Source organism: Lysinibacillus sp. FSL K6-0075 (genome assembly GCF_038592945.1).
GTDB lineage: Bacteria > Bacillota > Bacilli > Bacillales_A > Planococcaceae > Lysinibacillus > Lysinibacillus fusiformis_F.
In genome coordinates this window covers 2,868,673-2,891,199 of sequence record NZ_CP151947.1, presented here as the reverse complement: position 1 = coordinate 2,891,199, position 22,527 = coordinate 2,868,673, and the positions used below count along the sequence as shown (strand labels likewise).

Annotated in this window: 24 protein-coding genes; 16 read left to right on the top strand and 8 right to left on the bottom strand. The window is 39.2% G+C overall.

The genetic code is table 11. From position 1 onward, the window contains the following. Positions 1-204: 204 nt before the first annotated feature. The 7 genes from MHB65_RS14240 (at position 205) to MHB65_RS14210 (ending at position 7,508) form a co-directional block, all read left to right on the top strand. Positions 205-1,392 (top strand): MFS transporter, encoded by a 1,188-nt coding sequence (locus MHB65_RS14240; RefSeq protein ID WP_342440795.1) that lies wholly within the window; start codon positions 205-207, stop codon positions 1,390-1,392. A gap of 135 nt (positions 1,393-1,527) precedes the next feature. After that, complete coding sequence (locus tag MHB65_RS14235) at positions 1,528-2,796, top strand: MFS transporter (protein ID WP_342440794.1); 1,269 nt, start codon at positions 1,528-1,530, stop codon at positions 2,794-2,796. Positions 2,797-2,812: 16 nt separating this feature from the next. Then, a complete protein-coding gene (locus MHB65_RS14230; protein WP_342440793.1) occupies positions 2,813-3,310 on the top strand; it encodes a kinase in 498 nt (165 codons plus the stop codon). Positions 3,311-3,418: 108 nt separating this feature from the next. Further along, on the top strand, positions 3,419-4,207 hold the full coding sequence (locus tag MHB65_RS14225) for a lipid II flippase Amj family protein (RefSeq protein WP_342443746.1): 789 nt from the start codon (positions 3,419-3,421) through the stop codon (positions 4,205-4,207). Between the two features lie 142 nt (positions 4,208-4,349). Continuing rightward, positions 4,350-5,024 (top strand): response regulator transcription factor, encoded by a 675-nt coding sequence (locus MHB65_RS14220; RefSeq protein ID WP_342440792.1) that lies wholly within the window; start codon positions 4,350-4,352, stop codon positions 5,022-5,024. Continuing rightward, positions 5,021-6,382 carry a HAMP domain-containing sensor histidine kinase gene (locus MHB65_RS14215; RefSeq protein WP_342440791.1) on the top strand — a complete coding sequence of 454 codons (1,362 nt, stop codon included), beginning with the start codon at positions 5,021-5,023 and terminating at the stop codon, positions 6,380-6,382. Before MHB65_RS14220 ends, MHB65_RS14215 begins: the two co-directional genes overlap by 4 nt. 187 nt (positions 6,383-6,569) lie before the next feature. Next, a complete protein-coding gene (locus MHB65_RS14210) occupies positions 6,570-7,508 on the top strand; it encodes an alpha/beta hydrolase (RefSeq protein WP_342440790.1) in 939 nt (312 codons plus the stop codon). 57 nt (positions 7,509-7,565) lie between these two features. Here MHB65_RS14210 and MHB65_RS14205 read toward each other — a convergent pair whose 3' ends face one another. Continuing rightward, on the bottom strand, positions 7,566-8,006 hold the full coding sequence (locus tag MHB65_RS14205) for a hypothetical protein (RefSeq protein WP_342440789.1): 441 nt from the start codon (positions 8,004-8,006) through the stop codon (positions 7,566-7,568). A 138-nt stretch (positions 8,007-8,144) separates the two neighbouring features. Here MHB65_RS14205 and MHB65_RS14200 point away from each other — a divergent pair, with 138 nt between their 5' ends. Continuing rightward, the gene (locus MHB65_RS14200; protein WP_342440788.1) at positions 8,145-9,011 is read left to right on the top strand and encodes a DMT family transporter; all 867 of its coding nucleotides are present in this window, start codon (positions 8,145-8,147) and stop codon (positions 9,009-9,011) included. A 26-nt stretch (positions 9,012-9,037) separates the two neighbouring features. Here MHB65_RS14200 and MHB65_RS14195 read toward each other — a convergent pair whose 3' ends face one another. Further along, positions 9,038-9,724 (bottom strand): helix-turn-helix domain-containing protein, encoded by a 687-nt coding sequence (locus MHB65_RS14195; RefSeq protein WP_205444032.1) that lies wholly within the window; start codon positions 9,722-9,724, stop codon positions 9,038-9,040. An 87-nt stretch (positions 9,725-9,811) separates the two neighbouring features. Here MHB65_RS14195 and MHB65_RS14190 point away from each other — a divergent pair, with 87 nt between their 5' ends. The 4 genes from MHB65_RS14190 (at position 9,812) to MHB65_RS14175 (ending at position 12,493) form a co-directional block, all read left to right on the top strand. After that, entirely contained in the window at positions 9,812-10,120 is a 309-nt protein-coding gene (locus tag MHB65_RS14190; RefSeq protein WP_205444031.1) for an antibiotic biosynthesis monooxygenase, read from the top strand. Between the two features lie 25 nt (positions 10,121-10,145). Next, positions 10,146-10,976 (top strand): CbrC family protein, encoded by an 831-nt coding sequence (locus MHB65_RS14185; protein WP_342440787.1) that lies wholly within the window; start codon positions 10,146-10,148, stop codon positions 10,974-10,976. A 23-nt stretch (positions 10,977-10,999) separates the two neighbouring features. Continuing rightward, positions 11,000-12,109 (top strand): PA2928 family protein, encoded by a 1,110-nt coding sequence (locus tag MHB65_RS14180; protein ID WP_342440786.1) that lies wholly within the window; start codon positions 11,000-11,002, stop codon positions 12,107-12,109. 93 nt (positions 12,110-12,202) lie between these two features. Then, positions 12,203-12,493 (top strand): hypothetical protein, encoded by a 291-nt coding sequence (locus MHB65_RS14175; protein ID WP_205444028.1) that lies wholly within the window; start codon positions 12,203-12,205, stop codon positions 12,491-12,493. Positions 12,494-12,540: 47 nt separating this feature from the next. On the opposite strand, the gene MHB65_RS14170 is transcribed toward MHB65_RS14175, so the two are convergent. From MHB65_RS14170 to fdhF, 3 genes are read right to left on the bottom strand one after another with little or no spacing between them, the layout of a single operon-like run. Further along, complete coding sequence (locus MHB65_RS14170) at positions 12,541-13,587, bottom strand: Mrp/NBP35 family ATP-binding protein (protein ID WP_342440785.1); 1,047 nt, start codon at positions 13,585-13,587, stop codon at positions 12,541-12,543. Between the two features lie 12 nt (positions 13,588-13,599). Further along, complete coding sequence (locus MHB65_RS14165) at positions 13,600-14,079, bottom strand: DUF1641 domain-containing protein (protein ID WP_342440784.1); 480 nt, start codon at positions 14,077-14,079, stop codon at positions 13,600-13,602. Positions 14,080-14,083: 4 nt separating this feature from the next. Then, complete coding sequence (gene fdhF, locus MHB65_RS14160; RefSeq protein ID WP_342440783.1) at positions 14,084-17,020, bottom strand: formate dehydrogenase subunit alpha; 2,937 nt, start codon at positions 17,018-17,020, stop codon at positions 14,084-14,086. A 577-nt stretch (positions 17,021-17,597) separates the two neighbouring features. On the opposite strand from fdhF, the gene MHB65_RS14155 reads away from it, so the two are divergent. Genes MHB65_RS14155 through moaA form a run of 3 tightly spaced genes read left to right on the top strand, consistent with a single transcriptional unit; the run spans position 17,598 to position 19,790 of the window. Next, positions 17,598-17,945: a DUF2294 domain-containing protein gene (locus tag MHB65_RS14155; RefSeq protein ID WP_036120650.1), complete on the top strand. Its 348-nt coding sequence runs from the start codon at positions 17,598-17,600 to the stop codon at positions 17,943-17,945. Between the two features lie 12 nt (positions 17,946-17,957). After that, positions 17,958-18,773, top strand: a complete 816-nt coding sequence (fdhD, locus tag MHB65_RS14150; protein ID WP_342440782.1) for a formate dehydrogenase accessory sulfurtransferase FdhD — start codon at positions 17,958-17,960, stop codon at positions 18,771-18,773. Then, positions 18,774-19,790 carry a GTP 3',8-cyclase MoaA gene (gene moaA / locus MHB65_RS14145; protein WP_342440781.1) on the top strand — a complete coding sequence of 339 codons (1,017 nt, stop codon included), beginning with the start codon at positions 18,774-18,776 and terminating at the stop codon, positions 19,788-19,790. It begins immediately after the preceding gene. 51 nt (positions 19,791-19,841) lie between these two features. Here the strand turns inward: moaA and moaC are convergent, their stop codons facing one another. The 3 genes from moaC to MHB65_RS14130 are packed head-to-tail and all read right to left on the bottom strand — an operon-like array spanning position 19,842 to position 21,398. Continuing rightward, positions 19,842-20,324 (bottom strand): cyclic pyranopterin monophosphate synthase MoaC, encoded by a 483-nt coding sequence (moaC, locus tag MHB65_RS14140; protein WP_036120641.1) that lies wholly within the window; start codon positions 20,322-20,324, stop codon positions 19,842-19,844. Next, on the bottom strand, positions 20,317-20,907 hold the full coding sequence (locus MHB65_RS14135; protein ID WP_342440780.1) for a molybdenum cofactor guanylyltransferase: 591 nt from the start codon (positions 20,905-20,907) through the stop codon (positions 20,317-20,319). Before MHB65_RS14135 ends, moaC begins: the two co-directional genes overlap by 8 nt. Beyond that, complete coding sequence (locus MHB65_RS14130; RefSeq protein WP_342440779.1) at positions 20,904-21,398, bottom strand: molybdenum cofactor biosynthesis protein B; 495 nt, start codon at positions 21,396-21,398, stop codon at positions 20,904-20,906. Before MHB65_RS14130 ends, MHB65_RS14135 begins: the two co-directional genes overlap by 4 nt. Positions 21,399-21,505: 107 nt before the next feature. On the opposite strand from MHB65_RS14130, the gene MHB65_RS14125 reads away from it, so the two are divergent. Then, a complete protein-coding gene (locus tag MHB65_RS14125; protein ID WP_342440778.1) occupies positions 21,506-22,522 on the top strand; it encodes a thiazole biosynthesis adenylyltransferase ThiF in 1,017 nt (338 codons plus the stop codon). The last annotated feature ends 5 nt before the right edge of the window (positions 22,523-22,527 follow it).

Genomic DNA, 22,527 nt, shown 5'->3' with positions numbered 1-22,527 from the left:
ACGCCCATCAAACGATGTTTTTTCTTTTAGTCGCAAGTTCAAACTTTTGAATGAGTACTCCCTCTAGGAAAAATAGTATACTCGATAAGGTAAACTAGAAAGGGAAAGAATGGCGTAGAATCTAGCAAATTTTTCTATATTTTTATGTACCAATATTTAAAATTTTGTTACGATAAATTTTATGGAAGCAACAAGGAGAACAGCATGTGGAAAAATCGAAACGTTTGGATTATTTTATTAGGTGAATTTGTCGTAGGTCTTGGCTTATGGGCTGGCATTATTGGGAATTTAGCCTTTATGCAAGAGGTAGTACCTTCTGACTTTCACAAATCATTAATTATTTCTTGTGGTATTTTAGCAGGCTTAGTCGTCGGTCCAATGGCAGGGCGTATCATTGACCAATCGAAGAAAAAAACGGTTGTCCAGATGGCAAGTATCGGGCGCATCATCAGTGTTTTGTTTATGTTTATCGCACTTTATACCAATTCGGTTATTTGGATGATTCTATTTTTAATCACACTGCAAATAGCAGCAGCTTTTTATATGCCTGCCTTGCAATCGATTATTCCAATGATTGCTAATGAGCAAGATTTAATTACGCTAAATGCTTGGCAAATGAATGCCAGAACCATCTCTAGGATTATTGGCACAGCTGCAGCAGGATTTATGCTAAGCTTCTTTGAATTAAAATGGTTATATATTATTTCATTTATTGTCTACATAGTCATGTTTGTCATTACAAGCTTGCTACAATTAGATGAAACAACCAATGCAACGCTGGCAAATAAAGAAAAAGGGAACTTTAAAGAAGTGTTACCGATGGTGAAAGAGCACCCGGTCGTCTTGATGACGCTTGTCTTAATGTTAATTCCAACATTATTTTTAGGCTCTTTCAATTTAGTCATTATGAAAATATCTGAAATCCACCAATCTACCACAATTTCAGGGTTACTGTATACGGTGGAAGGCATTGGTTTTATGCTGGGGGCAGCTGGTTTGAAAATGATCGCTAATCGTGTACAAATGGGCACGCTGCTTTTTTCATTAGCCTTTATTATCGGCTCTATGGAGCTACTACTGTTACTGGCGGACATTCCCTTTTTCGCTTTAGTGGCATTTGGCGTTTTTGGCTTTTCCGTTGGCTGTTTTTTCCCAACGACAATGGTAATCTTCCAAAAGCAAGTACCAAAACAGTTTCATGGACGCTTTTTCTCCTTCCGAAACATGATTGATTCAGTTGTCTTTCAAATCGTGCTTTTATCGACAGGCATGATGCTAGATTTAATTGGTTTAAGTGGTATGGGACTTGTTTTCGGAATCATAAGCTTAAGTTTAACAGCTACTTTCTTATTCTACTCGAAGAAAAAGAAAGTCGTTATGCATGCATATTAATATGTGGAATACGGTAGTCGTATAAAGGGGGTAGCAGATGAAAGGAACTGTCTAAATGGGGACGGTTCCTTCTTCATTAGCTTCAAGTAATTTTGTTTGATATACATAGAGAATTAAGAGAAAGAAGGTTGAAAAATGGTTGGAAAATCTAAAGAGTCAATCGCGTCCTATATGGAGTCACCAGAAAAACTAAAAAACCTATATAGACGTGTACTCATAGTTGTTAGTCTATCCCAAATATTTGGTGGAGCTGGGCTTGCGGCAGGGATTACGGTTGGCGCTCTACTGGCACAACAAATGCTAGGAACGGATGCCTATGCGGGTGTACCCTCTGCATTATTTACGTTAGGCTCGGCAGGTGCAGCTTTTATTGTGGGGAAACTATCGCAGCGTTATGGCCGCCGTATCGGCTTATCAACAGGTTTTATAGTGGGCGGAATAGGCGCGATGGGTGTAGTCCTGGCTGCTTTAATGAATAGTATTGTGTTATTGTTTGCTTCTCTATTAATCTATGGAGCGGGTACGGCAACTAATTTACAGGCTCGCTACGCTGGGACGGATTTAGCCAATGATAAGCAGCGTGCTACGGCAATTAGTACGACCATGCTTATGACTACGTTTGGCGCTGTTTTAGGTCCGAATTTAGTAGAATGGATGGGGAAAGTGGCACGATCCATTGGTATTCCAGCTTTGGCGGGGCCTTTTTTATTATCGGCTGTCGCCTTTATTGTAGCGGGACTTGTATTATTTACTCTGTTGCGTCCTGATCCATTAGAAATAGCGAAAGCCCTTGAGGCACATAAGCAAAAAATGAACAAAGAACATCAAGCACAATCCTTGCATACTACAGGCAATAAAAGAGGCTTAGCGGTAGGGGCAACGGTGATGGTCTTGACGCAAATTGTCATGGTAGCGATTATGACAATGACACCCGTACATATGAAACATCATGGACATGGTTTAGCCGAAGTTGGCATTGTGATAGGGTTTCATGTAGGTTCTATGTATCTGCCATCACTCGTCACAGGTATTCTTGTCGATAAAATCGGACGGACAGCGATGAGTATTGCTTCGGGTATTACATTGCTACTCGCTGGTTTAGTGGCGGCGTTTGCACCAAGCGATTCAATGGTGTTACTCATTGTGGCACTTTCTTTACTAGGATTAGGCTGGAACTTTGGTTTAATCAGTGGGACTGCTCAAATCGTTGATGCAACGGAACCTGCTACACGTGCAAAAACACAGGGGAAAATGGATGTCTTTGTTGCATTGGCGGGTGCGTCAGGTGGTGCGCTATCAGGTATGGTAGTGGCGAATTCAAGCTATGCAGCGTTGTCCTTAGCGGGAGGGCTTTTGTCGTTAGTATTGATCCCTGTTGTGATTTGGTCTAGAAGAGCAGTTTAAAAAGGAGAAGGGAAATTTGGAATCTAAACTAATTATCATCCGAGGAAATTCTGGTAGCGGAAAAACGACGATTGCGAAAAGTCTTCAACATCATCTTGGACATGATACGCTTTTAGTTCCGCAAGATGTTGTCCGACGTGATATGTTAAAGGTGCATGATCGAGAAGGCAATCTTTCTATTGAATTCATTCGTCAAATCGCAGAGTATGGTAAAGGTCGTTGTGAAGTTGTCATTGTAGAAGGAATATTATATACCAGTCTTTATGGAGATATGTTAAAAGATTTAATCCAATTCTATGATCAGAAGGCCTATACGTATTATTTTGATTTATCTTTTGAGGAAACCGTTATTCGTCATCATTCTAGCTCCAAAAAGAATGACTTCGGCGAAGATTCTTTACATGCTTGGTGGAATCCACATGATTATCTTGGTGTGGATGGAGAAACGCTGTTGACCGAAGAGATGTCACAGGAAGATATATTGAAATTGATTGGTAAGCAGCTACAGAAGTAACGGTATTTTTTTAAGCGGAACTATTTTGTGGGAGAAGCGTCCCAATGTTAAAGTGTAGGAAAGCGAAGAGTAGGTACATATGTGGATTTAATAACAGAAAAATTAATCATGATTGCTTTATTTATTTTAATCATTCATGCCATTGAAACGCTTGCCTATGCAGTACGTCTATCTGGAGCACGTGTCAAATTACTAGCTTCGGCTTTATCTCTTTTTAATGTAATGGTCATGGTGTCAAGGTTAGCAAATATGATGCAACAACCATTCACAGGAAGCCTTGTTGATACAGCACCTGCAGATAATGCGATGACATTTGTAGAGCACCAATTTCGACTCATTATTGGAGCGGCTTCGCTTGGAACAATAGTAGGAATCTTACTCATCCCCACCTTTATAGCTATTTTTTCAAGGGCTATCGTCCATTTGGCTGAGGAAAGAGGTTCCATTCCCGCTTTAATGAAAAAGGGCTTTACGTTGGACTATATAAGACGAGGTATTAAGCATATTCATAAACCAAGTTTTAGTTATTTAAAAGGCATTCGTCTAGGGGATATACCAATTAAATTATTCATCATCAATATTATCATTACAGCTATCTATACCATTGGCGTTTTATCCGCTTTATATGCCACATTATTAGTACCAGAACTAAAGACTACTGCTGTCATGGCATCTGGATTAATCAATGGTATTGCAACGATTCTATTGATCCTGTTTATTGACCCTAAAATATCCATTCTGGCCGATGATGTTATCAATAAGAGAGGAAGTTATCTCGACTTAAAAAGAATGTCCGTTATGATGATGTTTTCCAGATTTTTAGGAACCATTGTGGCACAGTTATTATTGATTCCTGGCGCGCATTATGTCGCGTGGTTTGCAAAGCTAATTGCTTGATTAGAAACCTTCCTTTATATTTTTTCATATAAAGGAGGGGTTTTTTTACTTTAAGGAAATAAGCTATTGGTAGGGGAGAAGTACATTAGTTATATAGTATAATGTGTGTGAATAATACATTGGAAAAGAGGGGAACGAAAGTATGCCAACGATACTTGTAGCGGATGATGATGTGAACATTCGTGAACTTGTTTGCCTTTTTCTACGCAAAGACGGGTTCACGACCATAGAGGCTGGAGATGGCAAAGAAGCGCTAGCCCTCTATCGCTCAACGCCAATCGATCTTGTTGTACTGGATATTATGATGCCAACGATGGATGGCTGGACACTATGTAAGGAGCTACGCAAAATGAATACAGATCTGCCCTTACTGATGCTGACAGCAAGAGGAGAAACATGGGAAAAAGTGAAGGGCTTTGAGCTCGGAACAGATGACTATTTAACGAAGCCATTTGATCCGTTAGAGCTGACGGTACGTGTAAAGGCGCTTTTAAAGCGCTATAGGATTGGTCATTCGCAGACGATACAACTTGGTCAAATCACGCTGGACCGTCAGACCTATAAAATCATGAGAGGGACAGATACCATTTCACTGCCACTCAAGGAATTTGAATTATTATATAAGCTTGCGGAAACACCTGGGCAAGTCTATACACGGGAACAACTAATCGATCAAATTTGGGGGATTGATTATGCGGGAGATAATCGAACCATCGATGTACATATTAAGCGCCTGCGCGAGCGCTTCAACACGATAACTGATTTTCATATCGAAACAATAAGGGGTCTTGGCTATAGGCTTGAGGTTGATGAATGATTAAATCTTTATATACACGCGTCGTTCTAATCTTTTTAGTTGCTGTCATTGGAGGAACTGTTATCTCCTTTTTCATGGCAACATGGGTATTTAAAGATAAATTGAATGAAAACCTACAAATTCCCTTACTGAATTTTGGTCAAGACATGGTACAAATTTTTGACACATTACCGTTTAATGAAGCAAATCGTTTCATTCGTGATATGCATCAGCTTGAATCCTATCATATTCGTATTTATGAAGAAATGGGGCAGTTTACGTCTTACGGAAAGCTTCCTGACGATGAACTGGCTCCTGTAACCATGACACAAGTGAAAACTGTGCTGGCTGGAGAGATCATTCAAGTCAATCCTGGGGGCATTTCATCTATACTTGTTGGCATACCTTTAACAACTGAAATGGGAACAAAAGCGATGTTTATCCAGCCCATATCTTTACCTTCTACCTCTTTTTCCATAAAGTTGATTTTGAATTTTGCTACCTATGCCCTTGTTATAGGAAGTGTTGTGTTTTTAGTAGCAGCGATGTTTCTAGTCAAGCCAATCAAAAAGCTAACACAAGCAACTAAACATATTGCTGGTGGCGACTTCAATGTAGAGCTAAACATTAAGCAATCAGGAGAGCTAGGGACGTTGGCTAAAAGCTTTGAAGACATGGCGGAGGAGTTACAGCAGCTAGAGCAAATGAGAAGAGATTTTGTATCGAACGTATCCCATGAGGTGCAGTCTCCACTTACCTCCATCTCTGGCTATGCGTTAGCACTAAAGCAAGTCGATGTAACGGACGACGAGAAAAGCCGTTATCTTGATATTATCATTTCAGAAGCCAATCGAATGTCCAAGATGAGTGATAGCCTCTTAAAGCTGAGCTTACTAGAATCAAAGACAAAGCCCATGCATCTTGATAGGTTCAACCTAGATGAGCAAATTAGACGTGTCATTGTCTCGATCCAGCCGCAATGGTCTTCTCGCAACATCGATTTTGAGCTTAATTTGAAGGCTGTTCGCCTCATGGCTGATTACGATCAATTACATCAGGTATGGACAAATATTCTTACGAATAGTATTAAATTTTCAAATGCTCATGATACGATTGAAATCAGCATGAAGCAACATGCTAATCATGTGACAGTGCGAATAACGGATAGGGGCATTGGGATTTCTTTAGAGGATCAGAAACGTATATTTGAGCGATTTTTTAAGGCTGATCGTTCACATAGTCACAAATATGAAGGCAGTGGAATGGGACTTGCTATCGTGAAACAAATTGTCTCGCTACATCAAGGAGAAATTCAAGTAGAGAGTGAGCTTGGACGAGGAACGACAATCATTGTCAGATTACCTTTTACCTTAAATTAAAGGGATAATGTTACGACTCCTATAGGGATAACGTAACATTTTTTGTTGTTCATCTTGCGTTCATATTGTCGTCATTCGGAAGACATCTTCCTCCTTTATATTAATACTAACAGCTTAAAAGTAGCTGGAATAATCGTAGTAAAGGAGGGAGGCACGAGTAAAGGTGAATCCCCCTCGTGCATCAAACATGAAAAAAATTACGCGTATTTTACTGAAATCAATGGCGGTCATCGGTGTAACAATTGTGGTACTACTTGCTATTGTTTTTACAGTAAACATTGTTTGCAACAAAATAGAGCAAGGAAAAATAGAACCCTATGGTCAGCTCGTCTCTGTTAATGGGAAAAAGATGAATATCACCATCCAAGGCAAGGGTACTGAAACCATCGTACTGCTACCAGGCTTCGGAACTGCAGCACCAACGCTTGATTTCAAGCCACTGATAGATGAACTAGCTCCTTATTATAAGATCGTCTCCGTAGAGCCCTTTGGCTATGGCTTAAGTGAGGATACTGCTAAAGAACGAAGCACGGAGAACATAGTTAGTGAGATTCATGAAGCTTTACAGGAGTTAAAGATTGATCGGTATATGCTCATGGGACACTCGATAGCAGGCATCTATGGGCTGGATTATGTCAATAAATATCGGAATGAAGTAACTGGATTTGTCGGGATTGATAGCAGTGTACCTACGCAGGATGGGATGGACACGAAGTTTCCAATCAAGTCATTACAACTTCTAAAAAAATCAGGGATTGCACGAATTCTTATAAAATTTACAGATGATCCCTATGCAGGTCTTCCATATGATGATGACACAAAAGAGCAAATAAGGATGATTACACTCAAAAACTTTTATAATACAAGTACTTCTAATGAATTAGAAAGTATTTACAAAAAATTTACGGCAGCAAAAAATCTTACATTCCCTAAAGATTTACCCCTTCTATTATTTGTCCAAGCAAATAGTGAGGGTGTTGAAAAAAATTGGATACCACTCCATGAAGAACAAGTCAAACATTCAGTTTATGGCAAAGTAATCACATTGGATGGGGATCATTACTTACACCATACAAAATCGCCGGAAATCGCAGAAAACGTCAGATTGTTTATGCAAAACAAATGATCAATAGTATCTTACCTCTTTGCTTTTTGGAGGTAAGATTTTTTAAATCCTATCCCTTTAATTGATTTCTTCCTTACGTAGTCTTCTAAAATCTTTCGTTTTTCTGATAGTTATATGATTGAATTGAGCAAAATGATCCAAATGTGTTATCACATCTTTCGGTTTGAAATAGACAATACGTAAGTTGAAGCCTTTTGTGATAATCGTTGCACCCGGTGTTGCCCATCCATAGCGCTTAAACAGTATTTGCTTTATTTGCTGTGCTTGCAGATACTTTGAAAATAGTACGACCTTACAAAGAGAGATGGTATACTTGATTTCATTTTCTTTGATTAGTAAATCATATTGTACTAGGAGACCTGCCAAACAAAGTAACAATGAGAGACTCAATAAAAGGGTAAGGATGAAATTATCTCCTAAAGTAATCAATAGGAATGTCCCACAAAAAAGTATGGATGGTAATAAGCTACTTTTAGGCTGCTTTGCACTATAATGCATCGCTATCTCCTCCTTTAGATATGTATAGTCTCATTCTATCTTTAATGATAGTTGTAATCCATACTTCGATAAGCATGGAAATACTTCCTGATTATAATCAACATAGAGCGATTATTCTATCAGATAAGGAGCTATTAGATGAAAAATTATCAATTTATTGCTTTATTAGTAGTAACGACCTTTTTAATGGGTTCATCTTTTGCCATTGTTAAATTAGGTTTACCGTATGCCTCGCCTTTATTATTGGCTGCCCTCCGTTTTATATTGGCAGGTATAATCATGGCTATCGTTGTGATCATCTTGAAGAGACCTCATCCTATTGCAAAGAAAGAATGGTTCAAGTTATGCATGATCGGGTCCTTTCAAACGGCAGGTGTGATGGGATGTATTTTTTTAAGTCTACGCACCATCACAGCAAGTGAATCTTCTATATTAACATTTACAAACCCATTACTAGTTGTGATTTTTGCCACCATTTTTATGAAAGTGCGCTACCATGTCTATCAATGGATAGGAGTATTGTTTGGCTTAATCGGCGTGATCATCACGATGGGGGCACAAGTTGAATTGAAAGTAGGTATCCTTTTTGGCTTGCTATCTGCTGTTTTTTGGGCCATTGCCACCCTATTAGTGAAAAAATGGGGCGTATTATTTGATACGTGGACTTTATCGGCTTACCAGATGTTGTTTGGCGGCTTACTCCTTTTACTTGGGAGTGCGTTGTTAGAACAACCATTTTTTATTGTGAATAAACAATCATTAATTATTTTGTTGTGGCTTAGTATTTTTTCCTCCATCATTCAATTTGCGGGTTGGTATTATCTTCTGCAAAACAGTGATCCAGGGAAAACAAGTGCCTATTTATTTTTAGCGCCATTTTTTGGTGTATTAACAGGCTGGATGTTATTAAATGAACCGTTAAAACCATCCCTAATGATTGGCGGCTTATTCATCATCATGGGCATTTATTTAGTAAATCGTACTTTTAGTAAAGGAAAGGGCTAGGAGATAACTCAGAGCCCTTTTCTATTTTACAAATCTAAATGAAAGACCTCTTTAAAGCCTATTTTACCTTTCTCTGTCACTTTAATGGCGCGAATAGAGGGAACACGTATAAGCCAATCGAGGTTGAAAAATTGATTTAATAGCTCGCTGCCTAGTGCACCAGCTAAATGATAACGCCGTTCACTCCAATCTAAACAGGCATGAGAAAAGGAGCGTCGTTTTCTCTTTAAAGCAGCTAAATCGATTCCGAATGTGGTAAAAAATAATGTGCCTTCATCTGTCAGGATAAATTGCTTGTCGTCTAGTTTTATATAACCTGCATTCATCATCGATTCCGTTAATTGGACACCCAATTTACCAGCAAGATGATCATAGCAAGTTCTAGCATCCTGCAATAATTTGATTTGGCTTGATTGCTTTAATGAACGCACTTCAGGTGGCGGTGAGATGGCTAGGAATGACTCTAAAAATTGAGCAATGTCCTCATCAGCCAATTGAAAATAACGATGTCTGCCCTGTTTTTCAACTTTTATCAGCTTTCCTTCTACTAATTTAGCAAGATGGAAGCTAGCAGTTTGTGGCTTGATAGCAGCCATATATGCCAGTTCACTAGCCGTATGAAAACGACCGTCCATCATACTAGCAAGAATGGTTGCCCTTGACGTTTCACCAAGAAGTGCTGCTACTTCTGCCATGTTTGGATTAATTCCCATATGTCACAATCCTTTCAGTTTCCTATATTTAGATTTTAGTCAAAGTCATTATCGTTTACAATAAAAGTAATAGAGGGGGAGAAATAAATGGAAACATATTATGCAGTGATTTTTACATCGCAAAGAACTAAACAAGATGGGGAAGGCTATGGCAAGATGGCTGACCTCATCGATGCCTTAGCACAGCAACAACCTGGTTTCCTTCGTGTGGAAAGTGTCAGAAACGAGGAAGGAAAGGGCATAACGGTGTCTTATTGGGAATCGCTAGAGGCTATCCAAGCATGGAAAGACAATGCCAAGCATTTGACGGCACAACAATTGGGTAAAGACAAATGGTACACAAATTATAAAGTGGAAATTTGCCAAATGATTAAAGATTATTCTTTTACCAAATAGCAAATGAGAAGGAGGCCTATTTTTTATGACGATTGCTGAGGAGTGGCATGATCTAAGACAAACATTTAATCCTTCCAATCCGATAACCATTAATCAAATGCATATTTTTAAAGATCAATTAAAGCAGGTTCAACAAACAGAAGAAACGTTAAGGATATTAGTAGAGGTTTACTGTTTACTTAGAATGTATCCAGAGGCTTATCGGTTATTTACTGTCATTATGAATAAAGACGATAAAAAAGATCGAAAAAAATATGGTGTTCTCCAAACCTACATAAAACAAGCAAATTCGGTGAATCCTCTGTTGCCACGAAAAATAAGAGATCATCAGCCAACACAAACGATTATCCCAACGTTTAAATATGTCCCCAAACCGCTTGAGGCGAAAATATTTGAAACAGATGAGGTCGTTGTCTGTGATTGTTGCCAACAGCAAGTGGATGTTTATTATACAGGAGGCATTTACGCAATTGAGGATGTTGATTATCTCTGTCCTACTTGTATTCACAGTGGGGATGCAGCGCAAAAATATGATGGCTCTTTTCAGCAAGATTTACTATATGATGAGCAGATTACCAATCCTTTATTGGCACAAGAAGTACTGTATCGCACGCCAGGTTATGTGAGCTGGCAGGGGAATAATTGTGTGGCACATTGCTCTGACTACTGTGCATTTATTGGTTATGTTGGTTGGAGTGATATAGTGGAGCTAGGAATTGAGGATCAATTTGACAATTATACAGGGTTTCCGAAAGAAGAACTTTCTGCATCCTTAATGAACAATGGTCATCATCAAGGGTATTTGTTTCAATGCTTGGAATGTGACCGTTATGTGCTTTTTTCAGATTTTAGTTAATGGTTGTTTGAGGGGGTAGAGAAGTGGAACAATTTCTGCAACGATATATGTATTCATGGCGCTTAAATGGTTGGCTCATTCACGATATTTTTTTATGTATCGTACTAGGCATAGGATTTTTACTGTTATTGTTTATCGTCATGAAACGTAAACGACTCGTTACCTCTAGCATTTTGCTCATTGCTTTTTTATTGGTCAGTCATCTCTTAATGATTGTTTTTGGCTTAGCGGGGAGAGGCTTTCCAATTAAATCAGATTCTCCGATTTATACAGATGATTCACAAAGCATTGCTGTCCAAATGGTGCAAGGCTCGGAAAATAATGGGACATCGAATGGAATTACGCATTTAATTGCACACCATCTCCTAGTAGCTGTGAATTTACAAACGGGTGAAAAGCAATGGACAAAATCAGCTTCCTATAAAGAAACACTGATTGGGAAATTTATGGGTGGTCTTCTTATCCATCATCGTGATGATGAGTTTGGTCAATTGTCACTATTAGATATGGAAACAGGCAAAGAAATACTTTCTGAAAAAGATTTTCGAAAGCAACATCCGTCCTTAATAGCGATATTGAGTAATAATGCACATCAAATGGCTGTCCTAGAGAACAATTTATATTTGGAAGGGGTCGATGGTAAATTCTATCGCTTTGATGGTAAAGCATTAAGTGAGGATGCGAAGGCTCAAGATTACCTATCTGCCCGTTTTTTCATTGAAACCGAGTTGCCGGGTTATTTTGCTACACATCCACAGCTTGTAGAGGATAATCAGGCCATTCGAGATTTTAGTCAAGCTGTCCTAACAGAGCCAGCCATTCAAGCCTATGAAAATTTAGAGCCAAAAGTGGTCGATGTGGATATCGTAGAAAAAACAGCGCTTGTTTCTTATCGACAAACACAGCGAGAAAGTGCTGAACACATGCTATTGCTTTATGATATGAACAAACATCAAGTATTGTGGGAAAATAATATTGGTGTCATTAATTCACAGCAACAACAGCCAGGTGTACGGACATTAGAGACTAGTTATGTCATTCAAGCTGGTGATAGATTTCTAGTATTCGATAAAGAAACGAAAAAGAGGTCTGTTCACTATCATCTACGTTGGAATCGCCCTATTGATGAGTGAAATCTATTCGAATAATTGTTCTTTTTCTGATTCTCCAAAAAAGGAGTATAATTTAATAGGAAGAAACTCTGAATAAAAGGATGGCGTGCGAATATGGATGAGCAATTAGTAGATTGGATTATACGCTTTCAAAGGGATAAAGATATTGAAGCACTGGCCAATTTAAAAGACTATTGTTATGAGATGGTCGAACCTTTGATTGAAGAATTTACAACGAAGTATGGGGAAGAGGCAGGCGAGTTATTACGCCTAAAGTGGGATAAACGATTTTATTTTATATTTACAAAATATCAAGTGAATGTAGGGCTACCACTAGAAACATTCGTCAAAAATACGTATCGTTTTTATTTCATGCAGGTGTTACAAAAGGCTGGTTATAAGTGATAGAATAAAGCCCTTGATTTGTTTTTACACAAATCAAGGGCTTCATATTATTTATAAAGCAGATCTTCTGCTAAATGAGTAAACACTTCACCGATTATCGACTCTTCATCATAGACCGAGGAACCTGTATTTTCCTCAGGTTGAGCGAAAGGAATCTGAGCTATCACATGTGTCTGCAATAAATCTGCTAACTGTTCTGCTCCACCTTGTCCAAATAGATAGTTTTTTTGACCATCTGCTCCTTCAAAATAGGCCATGTTTTCAACAACACCAAGAATTGTGTGTTTTGTATGTTGAGCCATCAAGCCTGCACGAGAAGCAACATGAGAAGCGGCAAGATGCGGTGTTGTCACGATGATTTCTTGAGCTTGTGGAATCATCGCAGCCATATCAATCGCTACATCTCCTGTACCAGGTGGTAAATCGATGAGGAGATAATCTAAATCTCCCCATAGCGTGTTGACAAGGAAATTGCGAATCCATTTATTGAGCATAGGACCACGCCACATAACAGGCTGGTTGTCATTTGTAAAAAAGCCCATCGACATCATTTTTACGCCGTGACGTTCTACTGGAATCGCCGTTTGATCAAGCATGGTAGGCTTTTGGTCAATCTTCATCATGGCAGGGATACTGAAACCATAGATATCGGCATCTAAAATACCTACACGTTTACCAAGACGAGCAAGAGCAACCGCTAAATTGATTGTTACAGTAGACTTTCCAACACCGCCTTTACCACTTGTGATGGCAATGAATTGAACGCCAGAATTAAGCAGTAGCATGTTCGGCATTCCTTGTTCAGTTACATTTTTTGCTTGTAGAGAGGCAGTTAATGTGCGTCGCTCCTGATCTGTCATAGCGCCAAAGCTAATGGTAACAGTGGAGGCGCCGAGCGCTTGTAATGCTTCCTCCACATCTTGCTGTATTTTTGCCTTTAACGGACATCCTGGAATGGTCAAAATAATATCCAGCGTTATATGATTGTCATGTATTTGGATATTACGCACCATATTCAAATCTACGATACTTTGATGGAGCTCAGGATCATTCACTTGTTTCAATGCGTTTACAACATTTTCTTTTGTTAACATATAGGAACCACCTTATTCTTTTAAGCCTTTGCCAAGTCCCTTTAAGAAATGGACCCCAAAATTGAGCGCGCGATTGACATCTGGATCATTTAACATTTTCATCAGCTTAAAGGCACTTACTTTTTCATTGGATTCAAGTGCTTTGCTGGCCTCATCTACGCCAGCGTTTAAGCCTTCAATTAGCTTAGTCGTTGTTTCAGGATTGAGCTCCGTCAATGCACCTGCAACACCCATTAAATTGTTAATAATATTGGTTACAGGCTTACGTGTTAATTGACCAAGTGCAACATGGGCGACTTCTTCTTTGGCTTCAAGTAGCTTCATTGCTGCTTCTAGTGCACCGATATCATTTAATTCAGCCATAATACTAAACACTTGATTGACCGTTTCTTCATTATCAGAAAGTAGTTCTTTTAGATTGTCTAATTTTTGTTCCTTTAGTTGTTCTTCCGTTAATTGTTGTTTTTTAATGCCTGTAATGGGTACAGCCATGCTCTCACTCTCTTTCGTTAATGGTTGTTAAGTGAACGTAGCCAGGACGATTCCATTTTCGTTGTACCTCAACACCATTTTGAGGATGACGCTTTTTATAGCGTGGGTTCGTGTGAGGAAGTGGTGATTTTCCTTTTGCTTTTAGCACTTCTACTCGTACTTTTGTTTGTTTATAAGCTGGTGTTGATGTATTTACGTCTGCTGCAGGACCTGTTAGGAAATTGATGGCAGAATCTTTGCTAACAGAGTTCATTGGTAAGAACAATTCGTTACCTTGCACGCGATCTGTGACAAGGGCATTTAGCTTTAATGCACCATAAGGAGATACTAAACGCAGTAAGGCTCCATCTGCAATACCTCTTTCTTTCGCCAATTCTGGTGATACTTCAACGAAAATTTCAGGTACTTTCGATTGAATACCTTTTGATTTATTTGTTAGATTTCCTTCATGGAAGTGTTCAAGCATACGTCCATTATTAATAAGACAATCGTATTGTGCCTCATATTCAACAGGTTGCACCCAATCATTTAAAGTAAAACGAGCTTTTTTATCAGGGAAGTTAAAGCCATCTTCATATAATAACGGTGTATCTTTACCATCATGACTACCCCAACAGAAGCTACCCCAGCCTTCTAAGACATCATAGTTGGCTTGTGAGAAGAGGGGAGACAGGCTCGCCATTTCATCAAAGATGTCACTTGGGTGATCATAATGCCAATCTGCTCCTAAACGACGAGCAACAGCTTGCAAGATTTCCCAATCTGCTTTCGATTCACCAAGTGTTGGTAATACTTGATACAGGCGTTGAACGCGACGTTCTGTATTTGTGAATGTACCTTCTTTTTCAAGCGAAGGCGCAGCAGGTAAAATCACATCAGCATATTGAGCCGTACGAGATAGGAAACAATCTTGGACCACAAAAAAGTCTAGCTGTGAAAGTACTTCATCTACATGGTTGGCATTACAGTCAACAAGTGCCATATCTTCGCCCACTAAATACATCGCTTTCATTTTCCCTTCCATAATCGCATCTAACATTTGCATATTAGTTCGACCTGGCTGCGACTGAATTGGGACACCGTAAGCTTTTTCGAATTTTGCACGCGCTGCCTCATCTGTTACCTTTTGATAGCCTGGCAAGAGCGTTGGTAGTGTTCCCATATCACAGGCACCTTGCACATTGTTATGACCACGGAGAGGGTAAGCACCAGCACCTGGACGACGATAGTTCCCCGTTGCTAAAAGTAAATTTGAAATCGCTGCGGATGTATAAGAGCCACCAGTATTTTGTGTTACACCCATGCCCCAAAGCACACAAGTACCATCTGCATCACGAATCATTTCAGCCACTTCGATCAATGTTTCTTTACTAATACCCGTCATTTCTTGCGCATAATCAAGTGTATAGGTTTCAAGTACTTGTTTAAAATCATCATAATGAAGGACATTTTCTTGAATAAACGCTTCATCATGCCATCCTTGGTCAATGATATATTTGGTAACGGCCATTAACCAAACTTGGTCAGTCCCTTGCTTCGGACGCATAAAGATGTCGGAACGCTCGGCCATTTCATGCTTACGAATATCGGCAACAATTAATTTCTGACCATGTAATTTATGCGCACGTTTCACACGTGTTGCTAAAACAGGGTGTCCCTCAGCTGGGTTAGCCCCAACAATAATGACAAGCCCAGCCTTGGCGATATCTTTGATCGTACCAGCGTCACCACCTAAACCTACTGTACGTAATAAACCATCAGTAGCAGGGGATTGACAATAACGAGAACAATTATCGACATCGTTTGTTCCAAATAACTGACGTGCCATTTTTTGAATTAAGTAATTCTCTTCATTTGTAATTTTAGAAGAGGAGATAAAGCCAACAGAACCTGGACCATATTGTTGTTGAATTCCGCCTAGTTTTGTTGCAATTAAATCCAATGCTTCATCCCACGATGATTCAACAAACTCATCATTTTTACGAATGAGTGGTTTTGTAATACGTTCCTCAGAATTGACAAAATCCCAGCCGAATTTCCCTTTGACACAAGTAGAAATCGCATTTACTGGACCTTCAGAAGGCTGTACTTTTAAAATTTTTCGGCCCTTTGTCCAAACTTCGAACGAGCAGCCTACACCACAGAAAGTACAAACTGTTTTTGTTTTTTTAGTGCGTTTACTACGCATAGCTGCTTCCACTTCGGAAACGGCAAAAATACCGCTATAGCCCGGTTCAACTTCCTTAATTAAACTGATCATCGGATCTAACATATCCTGTTTCAGACCAGTCATAAATCCAGCCTCTCCAAGCATGGATTTTTCCATTAAGGCATTACATGGGCAAACGGTTACACATTGTCCACAACTAACACAGGAAGAATCATTGATGGCAACGCCCGTATCCCAAATAATACGTGGTCTTTCTGCTTCCCAATCAAGGGATAATGTTTCATTCACCTGTAGATTTTGACAAACCTCTACGCACTGACCACAAGCAATACATTGGTTAGGATCATAACGATAAAATGGATGTGACATGTCCACTTCATGAGGTTCCACTTTTGGTTGGTATGGATATTTTTGATGCTCGATTTCCATTAATTCGGCCGTGTTGTGTAATGTACAATTCCCGTTGTTGTTATCACAAACTGTACAGTACAGTAAATGATTTTCGAGTAGACGGTCCATCGCTTCTGTTTGTGCTGCTTTTGCTTTGTCAGAAGTTAGTAATACATTCATGCCGTCTATTGCCTTTGTGGAGCAGGAACGAACTAATTGGCCATTTACCTCCACGATACATGTATCACATGTTTCGATTGGGTCAACAGCGGGCACATGACAAATCTGTGGATGTGGAATGTCATGTTGATTAATGGTATCAAGGATTGTAGCTCCCTCTTTTACATCATACGATACGCCATTAATATTAATTTGAGTCAAGATAACTTCCTCCTTTTGCACTTTGAGACTAATCGGACAACATGTTGCAGCTTAAGACAAAAAGGGAATAACAAATTGAGTTGGTTATTTTTGAAAAGATTGTCTTGTTATCATTGTAATTCCCAATTGTTCTTGAAGCTACCTCAAAATAGGCAAATTGCTAGATCATAACAAGTTATCCATGTCTCGGCTTTCAAAAAAATAAAAAAATCCACCATGAAATTACATGTTCTAGACATGCTAATAATTCATGGTGGATAAAATTCTTAGCAGGCCTTGCTAAAAACTCAATCAACTTTTATTTTTTAATAACAATAGAATTCAAATATTAAAAACACTATGCAACATCGTGACATAGGGTTCAAAATAAATCAATTCCATTTGTGATATGAATATTATAGCCCTTTCCTTCAAAATGAACAATATTTATCATAAAATTTATTAAATGAGAATTATTATCAAGAAGTATTTTCTCTTTTATTTTTTTAAAAGTTGCTATATCATTAACAAACTGTAAGGGTGGCCCACATAACCATTTGCCTAAAAAAAGTTTAATTACGATGGGAGAATCGTTGCTATGTCTAAAAAAATACATGAATTTAATGACATGATTCGAAAGTTACGCAAGGAAGTGTTTGGTAAAGGTCCTGAACGTATTCATACCGTTTTTGTCGAGAATATGGCTGTCTCTACTTTATACGGGAATATCACACCGACAGAAAAATTTATTGCCAGTACACCTGAAGGACTGAAAATGGTGCATGCTGCAAGGACGAGTATGATTCAAGATTTATATACACAATCGCCACCAGAGGGTATGGAAGAATTGATGGGCAGCAAATTACTTCACTTATTTTCAGATATTAAAATTGAAGAGGATTTTGCGATTTCCGTCTTTGTTTTTGAAAAGAATATCAGTGAATAAAGGGGATGCCTTATGGATCGAGCAATAACAAGAAAAATTGTGCGTGTTGAAGGACAACAGGTGAAAGAAATGGATGATTTAATCGTCTCAGAATACGCGGTGACCGTAAAAATAAATCAGCAAGAATTTGTCACAATGGTATGTACACCAGAGTATGTGGAAGATATGGTTATCGGCTACTTAGCATCTGAACGAGTCATTCGTAGCTTTGAGGATATTGAAGAAATTTGGCACCAGGAGAAAGAAGGTTTTGTGCATATTAAAACAAAGCATGTCAATCCTTATTACCAACAGACGCAAAACAAGCGCTATATTACCTCTTGCTGTGGGATGAGTCGACAAGGGTTTGTGTTTACGAATGATGCATTAGTAGCCAAAAAAATGGATGAAGTCCATGTGCAAATAACGACCGAGGATTGCTTCCGCTTAATGCACGAGATGCAGGATGATGCCGACATTTTTAAGAAAACGGGTGGCGTGCATAATGCTGCACTATGTGATGTGAATGGCATTGTCTTAAGTCGCATGGACATTGGTCGTCATAATGCTTTAGATAAAATTTACGGCTATTGCCTACGTAACAATATCCGTATGGAAGATAAAATCATCGTCTTTAGCGGACGAATATCATCGGAGATTTTACTAAAGGTTTCCAAAATAGGCTGTGCCATCGTACTATCTAAATCAGCACCAACCGAATTAGCATTGCAATTAGCGGAGCAGCTTGGTATTACGACGGTTGGCTTTATTCGACAACACGCATTGAATATTTATACACATCCACAACGCATCCTATTACCAGCTAATGAATTGAAAGAAGGAGATTAAATGACGAATCTACAAGACCAATTACACAGACCGTTAAGAGATTTAAGAATATCCGTGACAGATCGTTGTAATTTTCGTTGTCGCTATTGTATGCCAGCAGAAGTATTTGGTCCAGATTACGCATTTTTACCATCTGATAAAATATTAAGTTTTGATGAAATTGAACGATTAGTAAAAATCTTTGTTTCATTGGGCGTGAAAAAAATACGAATTACAGGCGGGGAACCATTGTTACGTCGTGATTTGCCCGAATTAATTGCCCGTATTCACCGCATAGAGGGTGTAGAAGATATTGCTTTAACAACCAATGGTTCGTTATTAAAAAAATACGCACAGCCATTGGCACAAGCAGGCTTAGCCCGAGTTTCGGTTAGTCTAGACTCACTTGATGATGAGCGTTTTTTTGAAATGAATGGTCATCGAGGCAAGGTATTGCCTGTGTTAGAGGGAATTGAAAAGGCTGCAGAAGCGGGCTTACAAGTAAAAATTAATATGGTTGTTCAAAAAGGGAAAAATGAACAAGATATTGTTACAATGGCACAATTTTTCAAAGAAAAACAACATATTCTACGCTTTATAGAATATATGGATGTAGGGAATTCGAACGGCTGGCGCTTGGATGATGTGGTGTCCAAAAAAGATATTATTGAGCAAATCAATCAGATTTCACCGTTACAGCCAGTAGCCCCCAATTATAAAGGAGAAGTGGCAACGCGTTATCAATATCAAGATGCCCAAGGTGAGATTGGTGTAATCTCGTCTGTGACGGATTCTTTCTGCTCTAATTGCTCACGTGCTCGTCTCTCTGCAGAAGGATCATTATACACCTGTTTATTTGCGACAGAAGGCACGGATTTAAGAGAACTATTACGTTCAGGGCAAGATGATGCAGCTATCATCAAGTGTATTACGAATGTTTGGGAAACAAGAAATGATCGTTATTCAGATGAACGTAATGAACAAACCATGGCAAAAAGGAAAACGTCAAAAATTGAAATGTCTCACATTGGGGGGTAGCGTGTAAAAAAGCAGAAAAAAATCGGCACAATCATGCCGAATTTTTTCTGTTTATTTATGCACAAAAGTGCCACTTTTCCCACCAGTTTTTTCAACAAGATAGGTTTCTTTAATGACCATCGTCTTATCAACGGCTTTACACATATCATAAAAAGTTAGTGCAGCGATCGACACAGCAGTGAGGGCTTCCATTTCAACACCCGTTTTTCCACTACATTTAACAGTGGCTTGAATATGGAGCTCATAGCCATTTTCTGCTTTTTCATAGTCAAACTGGAAGTCTGTGCCCTGTAGCATGATGGGATGGCACATGGGAATGATATCAGCCGTTTTTTTAGCACCCATAATCCCAGCAATTTGCGCAACTTGCGTCGGATCACCTTTTTTAATGCCACCTTGTTGGATGGCTTCATAGACCGCATCGGATAATATAATCGTACTGCGAGCAATGGCTGTACGTGTTGTGATTTCTTTTGCCGAGATATCGACCATTTTAGGACGACCTTCTTCGTTCCAGTGTGTAAAATTATTCATTGTTAGACTCCTTTTTACTTGTTTGTGACCAGTCTTGTTGTGCATTGATATTGATAAATGTTGAGCTATCGTCATCAAAAGGGACATAGCAGACACGAAGTTGCTCTAAAAGCACTTTCATACTCCGTTTGTTTTGTGCCGTTAATTGTGTCGCCTTTGGTAAAGCAGTACGTCGGTATAATGCAGCTAGTGGCTGATCGCGTAGCGCTTGCGTCGGAACAATGGCATCATAACTGTCATTAATCAGCCCTAGCATTTTTTGGATAAATTCTGCATTCATATAAGGCATATCGCTCGCTACGACAAAAAACCATTCCACATCAGGATAGGCTATCATGATATGATGCAGGGCAAAAAGAGGGCCTTGATGTGGCTGCTTTTCAATGACCCATTGGACATTTTCCTGTCCAAACTGATGTTGTAAGTGCGCATTTGTAGCAATAATAAGAGGATCTAGCTGATTTTTTTGCAGGGCTATGAGACTATGCTTATATAAAGGCTGCCCAGCAAATGTCTCAAACATTTTTGGCTGACCATAGCGAGAGGATTGACCGCCAGCTAACACAATACCAGCAATTTTCATAAGCGATGCAACTCACCGACAAAATGTTGAACAGTAGGCACTATAAGCTTCGTCATAGCTAAAGTCACCGCATTAGTGGAACCTGGTAAAACATAAATGGCTGTTTGCTGAAGACTCCCAGCAGTGGCACGACTAAACATCGCTCTTGGGCCAATTTCTTCATAGCTAAGCGTTCGAAATAATTCACCAAACCCCATCATTTCTTTTTCAAACAGAGGCAGAATGGTGTCATAGGTTTGATCTCTTGGTGTAAATCCTGTTCCACCAGTGACGATAATGGTATTAATTGTTGGATCACTGCACCAATTTGTAACATGACGAGCGATATCCAGTGGTTCATCCTTTGTTAGTTGGTAGTCCACTACTTCAAAGGCAGCTTCTTGAAGCAAGGACTGAATACGTTGACCAGCATGATCATCTGTCTTTGTGCGTGTGTCACTGACCGTTAAAATAGCAACTTGGATTGGTTGCTGTTGATGTGTGGGATGCACAGGTAGGACCTCCTTCAAATGCGTTTTGCTAAAAAACATTGCTTTTATTATAATGCTATAAATGAAAAGGTCAAACGAAAATTCATAGAAAGAAAGGCCTCATACTTATGCAAAATAGATATTCTAGACAACAATTATTTCACCCTATCGGACAAACAGGGCAACAGTCCCTCCAACAAAAACACGTCCTTATGATAGGTGCGGGTGCATTGGGGAGTGCTAGCGCAGAAGCACTTGTGCGTGCTGGTATTGGTAGGCTGACCCTCATTGATCGTGATTATGTAGAGTGGAGCAACTTACAAAGACAGCAATTATATACAGAGCTAGATGCACAAGAAAAAATGCCTAAAGTCATCGCAGCTAAAAAGCGCCTTCAACAAATTAACACAGAGGTAGAAATCCATGTCGGCATTATGGATGCTTGTACCGAGTCCTTGCTACCATTGCTAGAAGATGTAGATGTGATGGTCGATGCGACCGATAATTTTGATGTTCGCTTTGTCATGAATGACCTTGCACAAAAGTATCGTATTCCTTGGGTATATGGCTCTTGTGTTGGAAGTTATGGTGCGACCTATACGATTGTACCAGGCAAAACACCTTGTTTGCATTGCTTATTAAACGTGATGCCCCATACTGGGATGACTTGTGATACGGTAGGAATTATTAGCCCAACGGTCCAAATCGTAGCTGCTTATCAAGTGGCAGAGGTTTTAAAACTGCTTGTTGGGGATGAGAAAGCCTTACGAAAAAGCTACTTAACGTTTGATGTTTGGCAAAATCAACACTATGAAATCAATGTAGAGAAAATAAGGCAGCCTGATTGTCCATCTTGTGGCGATAAGCCGACATATCCTTACCTGTCCTATGAAAATCAAACTAAATTACAGATACTTTGTGGCCGTGACGCGGTCCAAATTCGACCACCAAAGCCCATTCACTATTCGTTCGACCAACTGGCAAACCAGCTTCGTTCCTATGGTGAAATTCAGGTCAATCCTTATTTGCTATCTTGCCAAGCTGAAGATTACCGAATCGTTATTTTCCAAGATGGGCGAGTAGTAATACATGGTATACAAGATATACAAAAAGCTAAAAACATTTATTATCGTTTATTAGGATAAAGGAG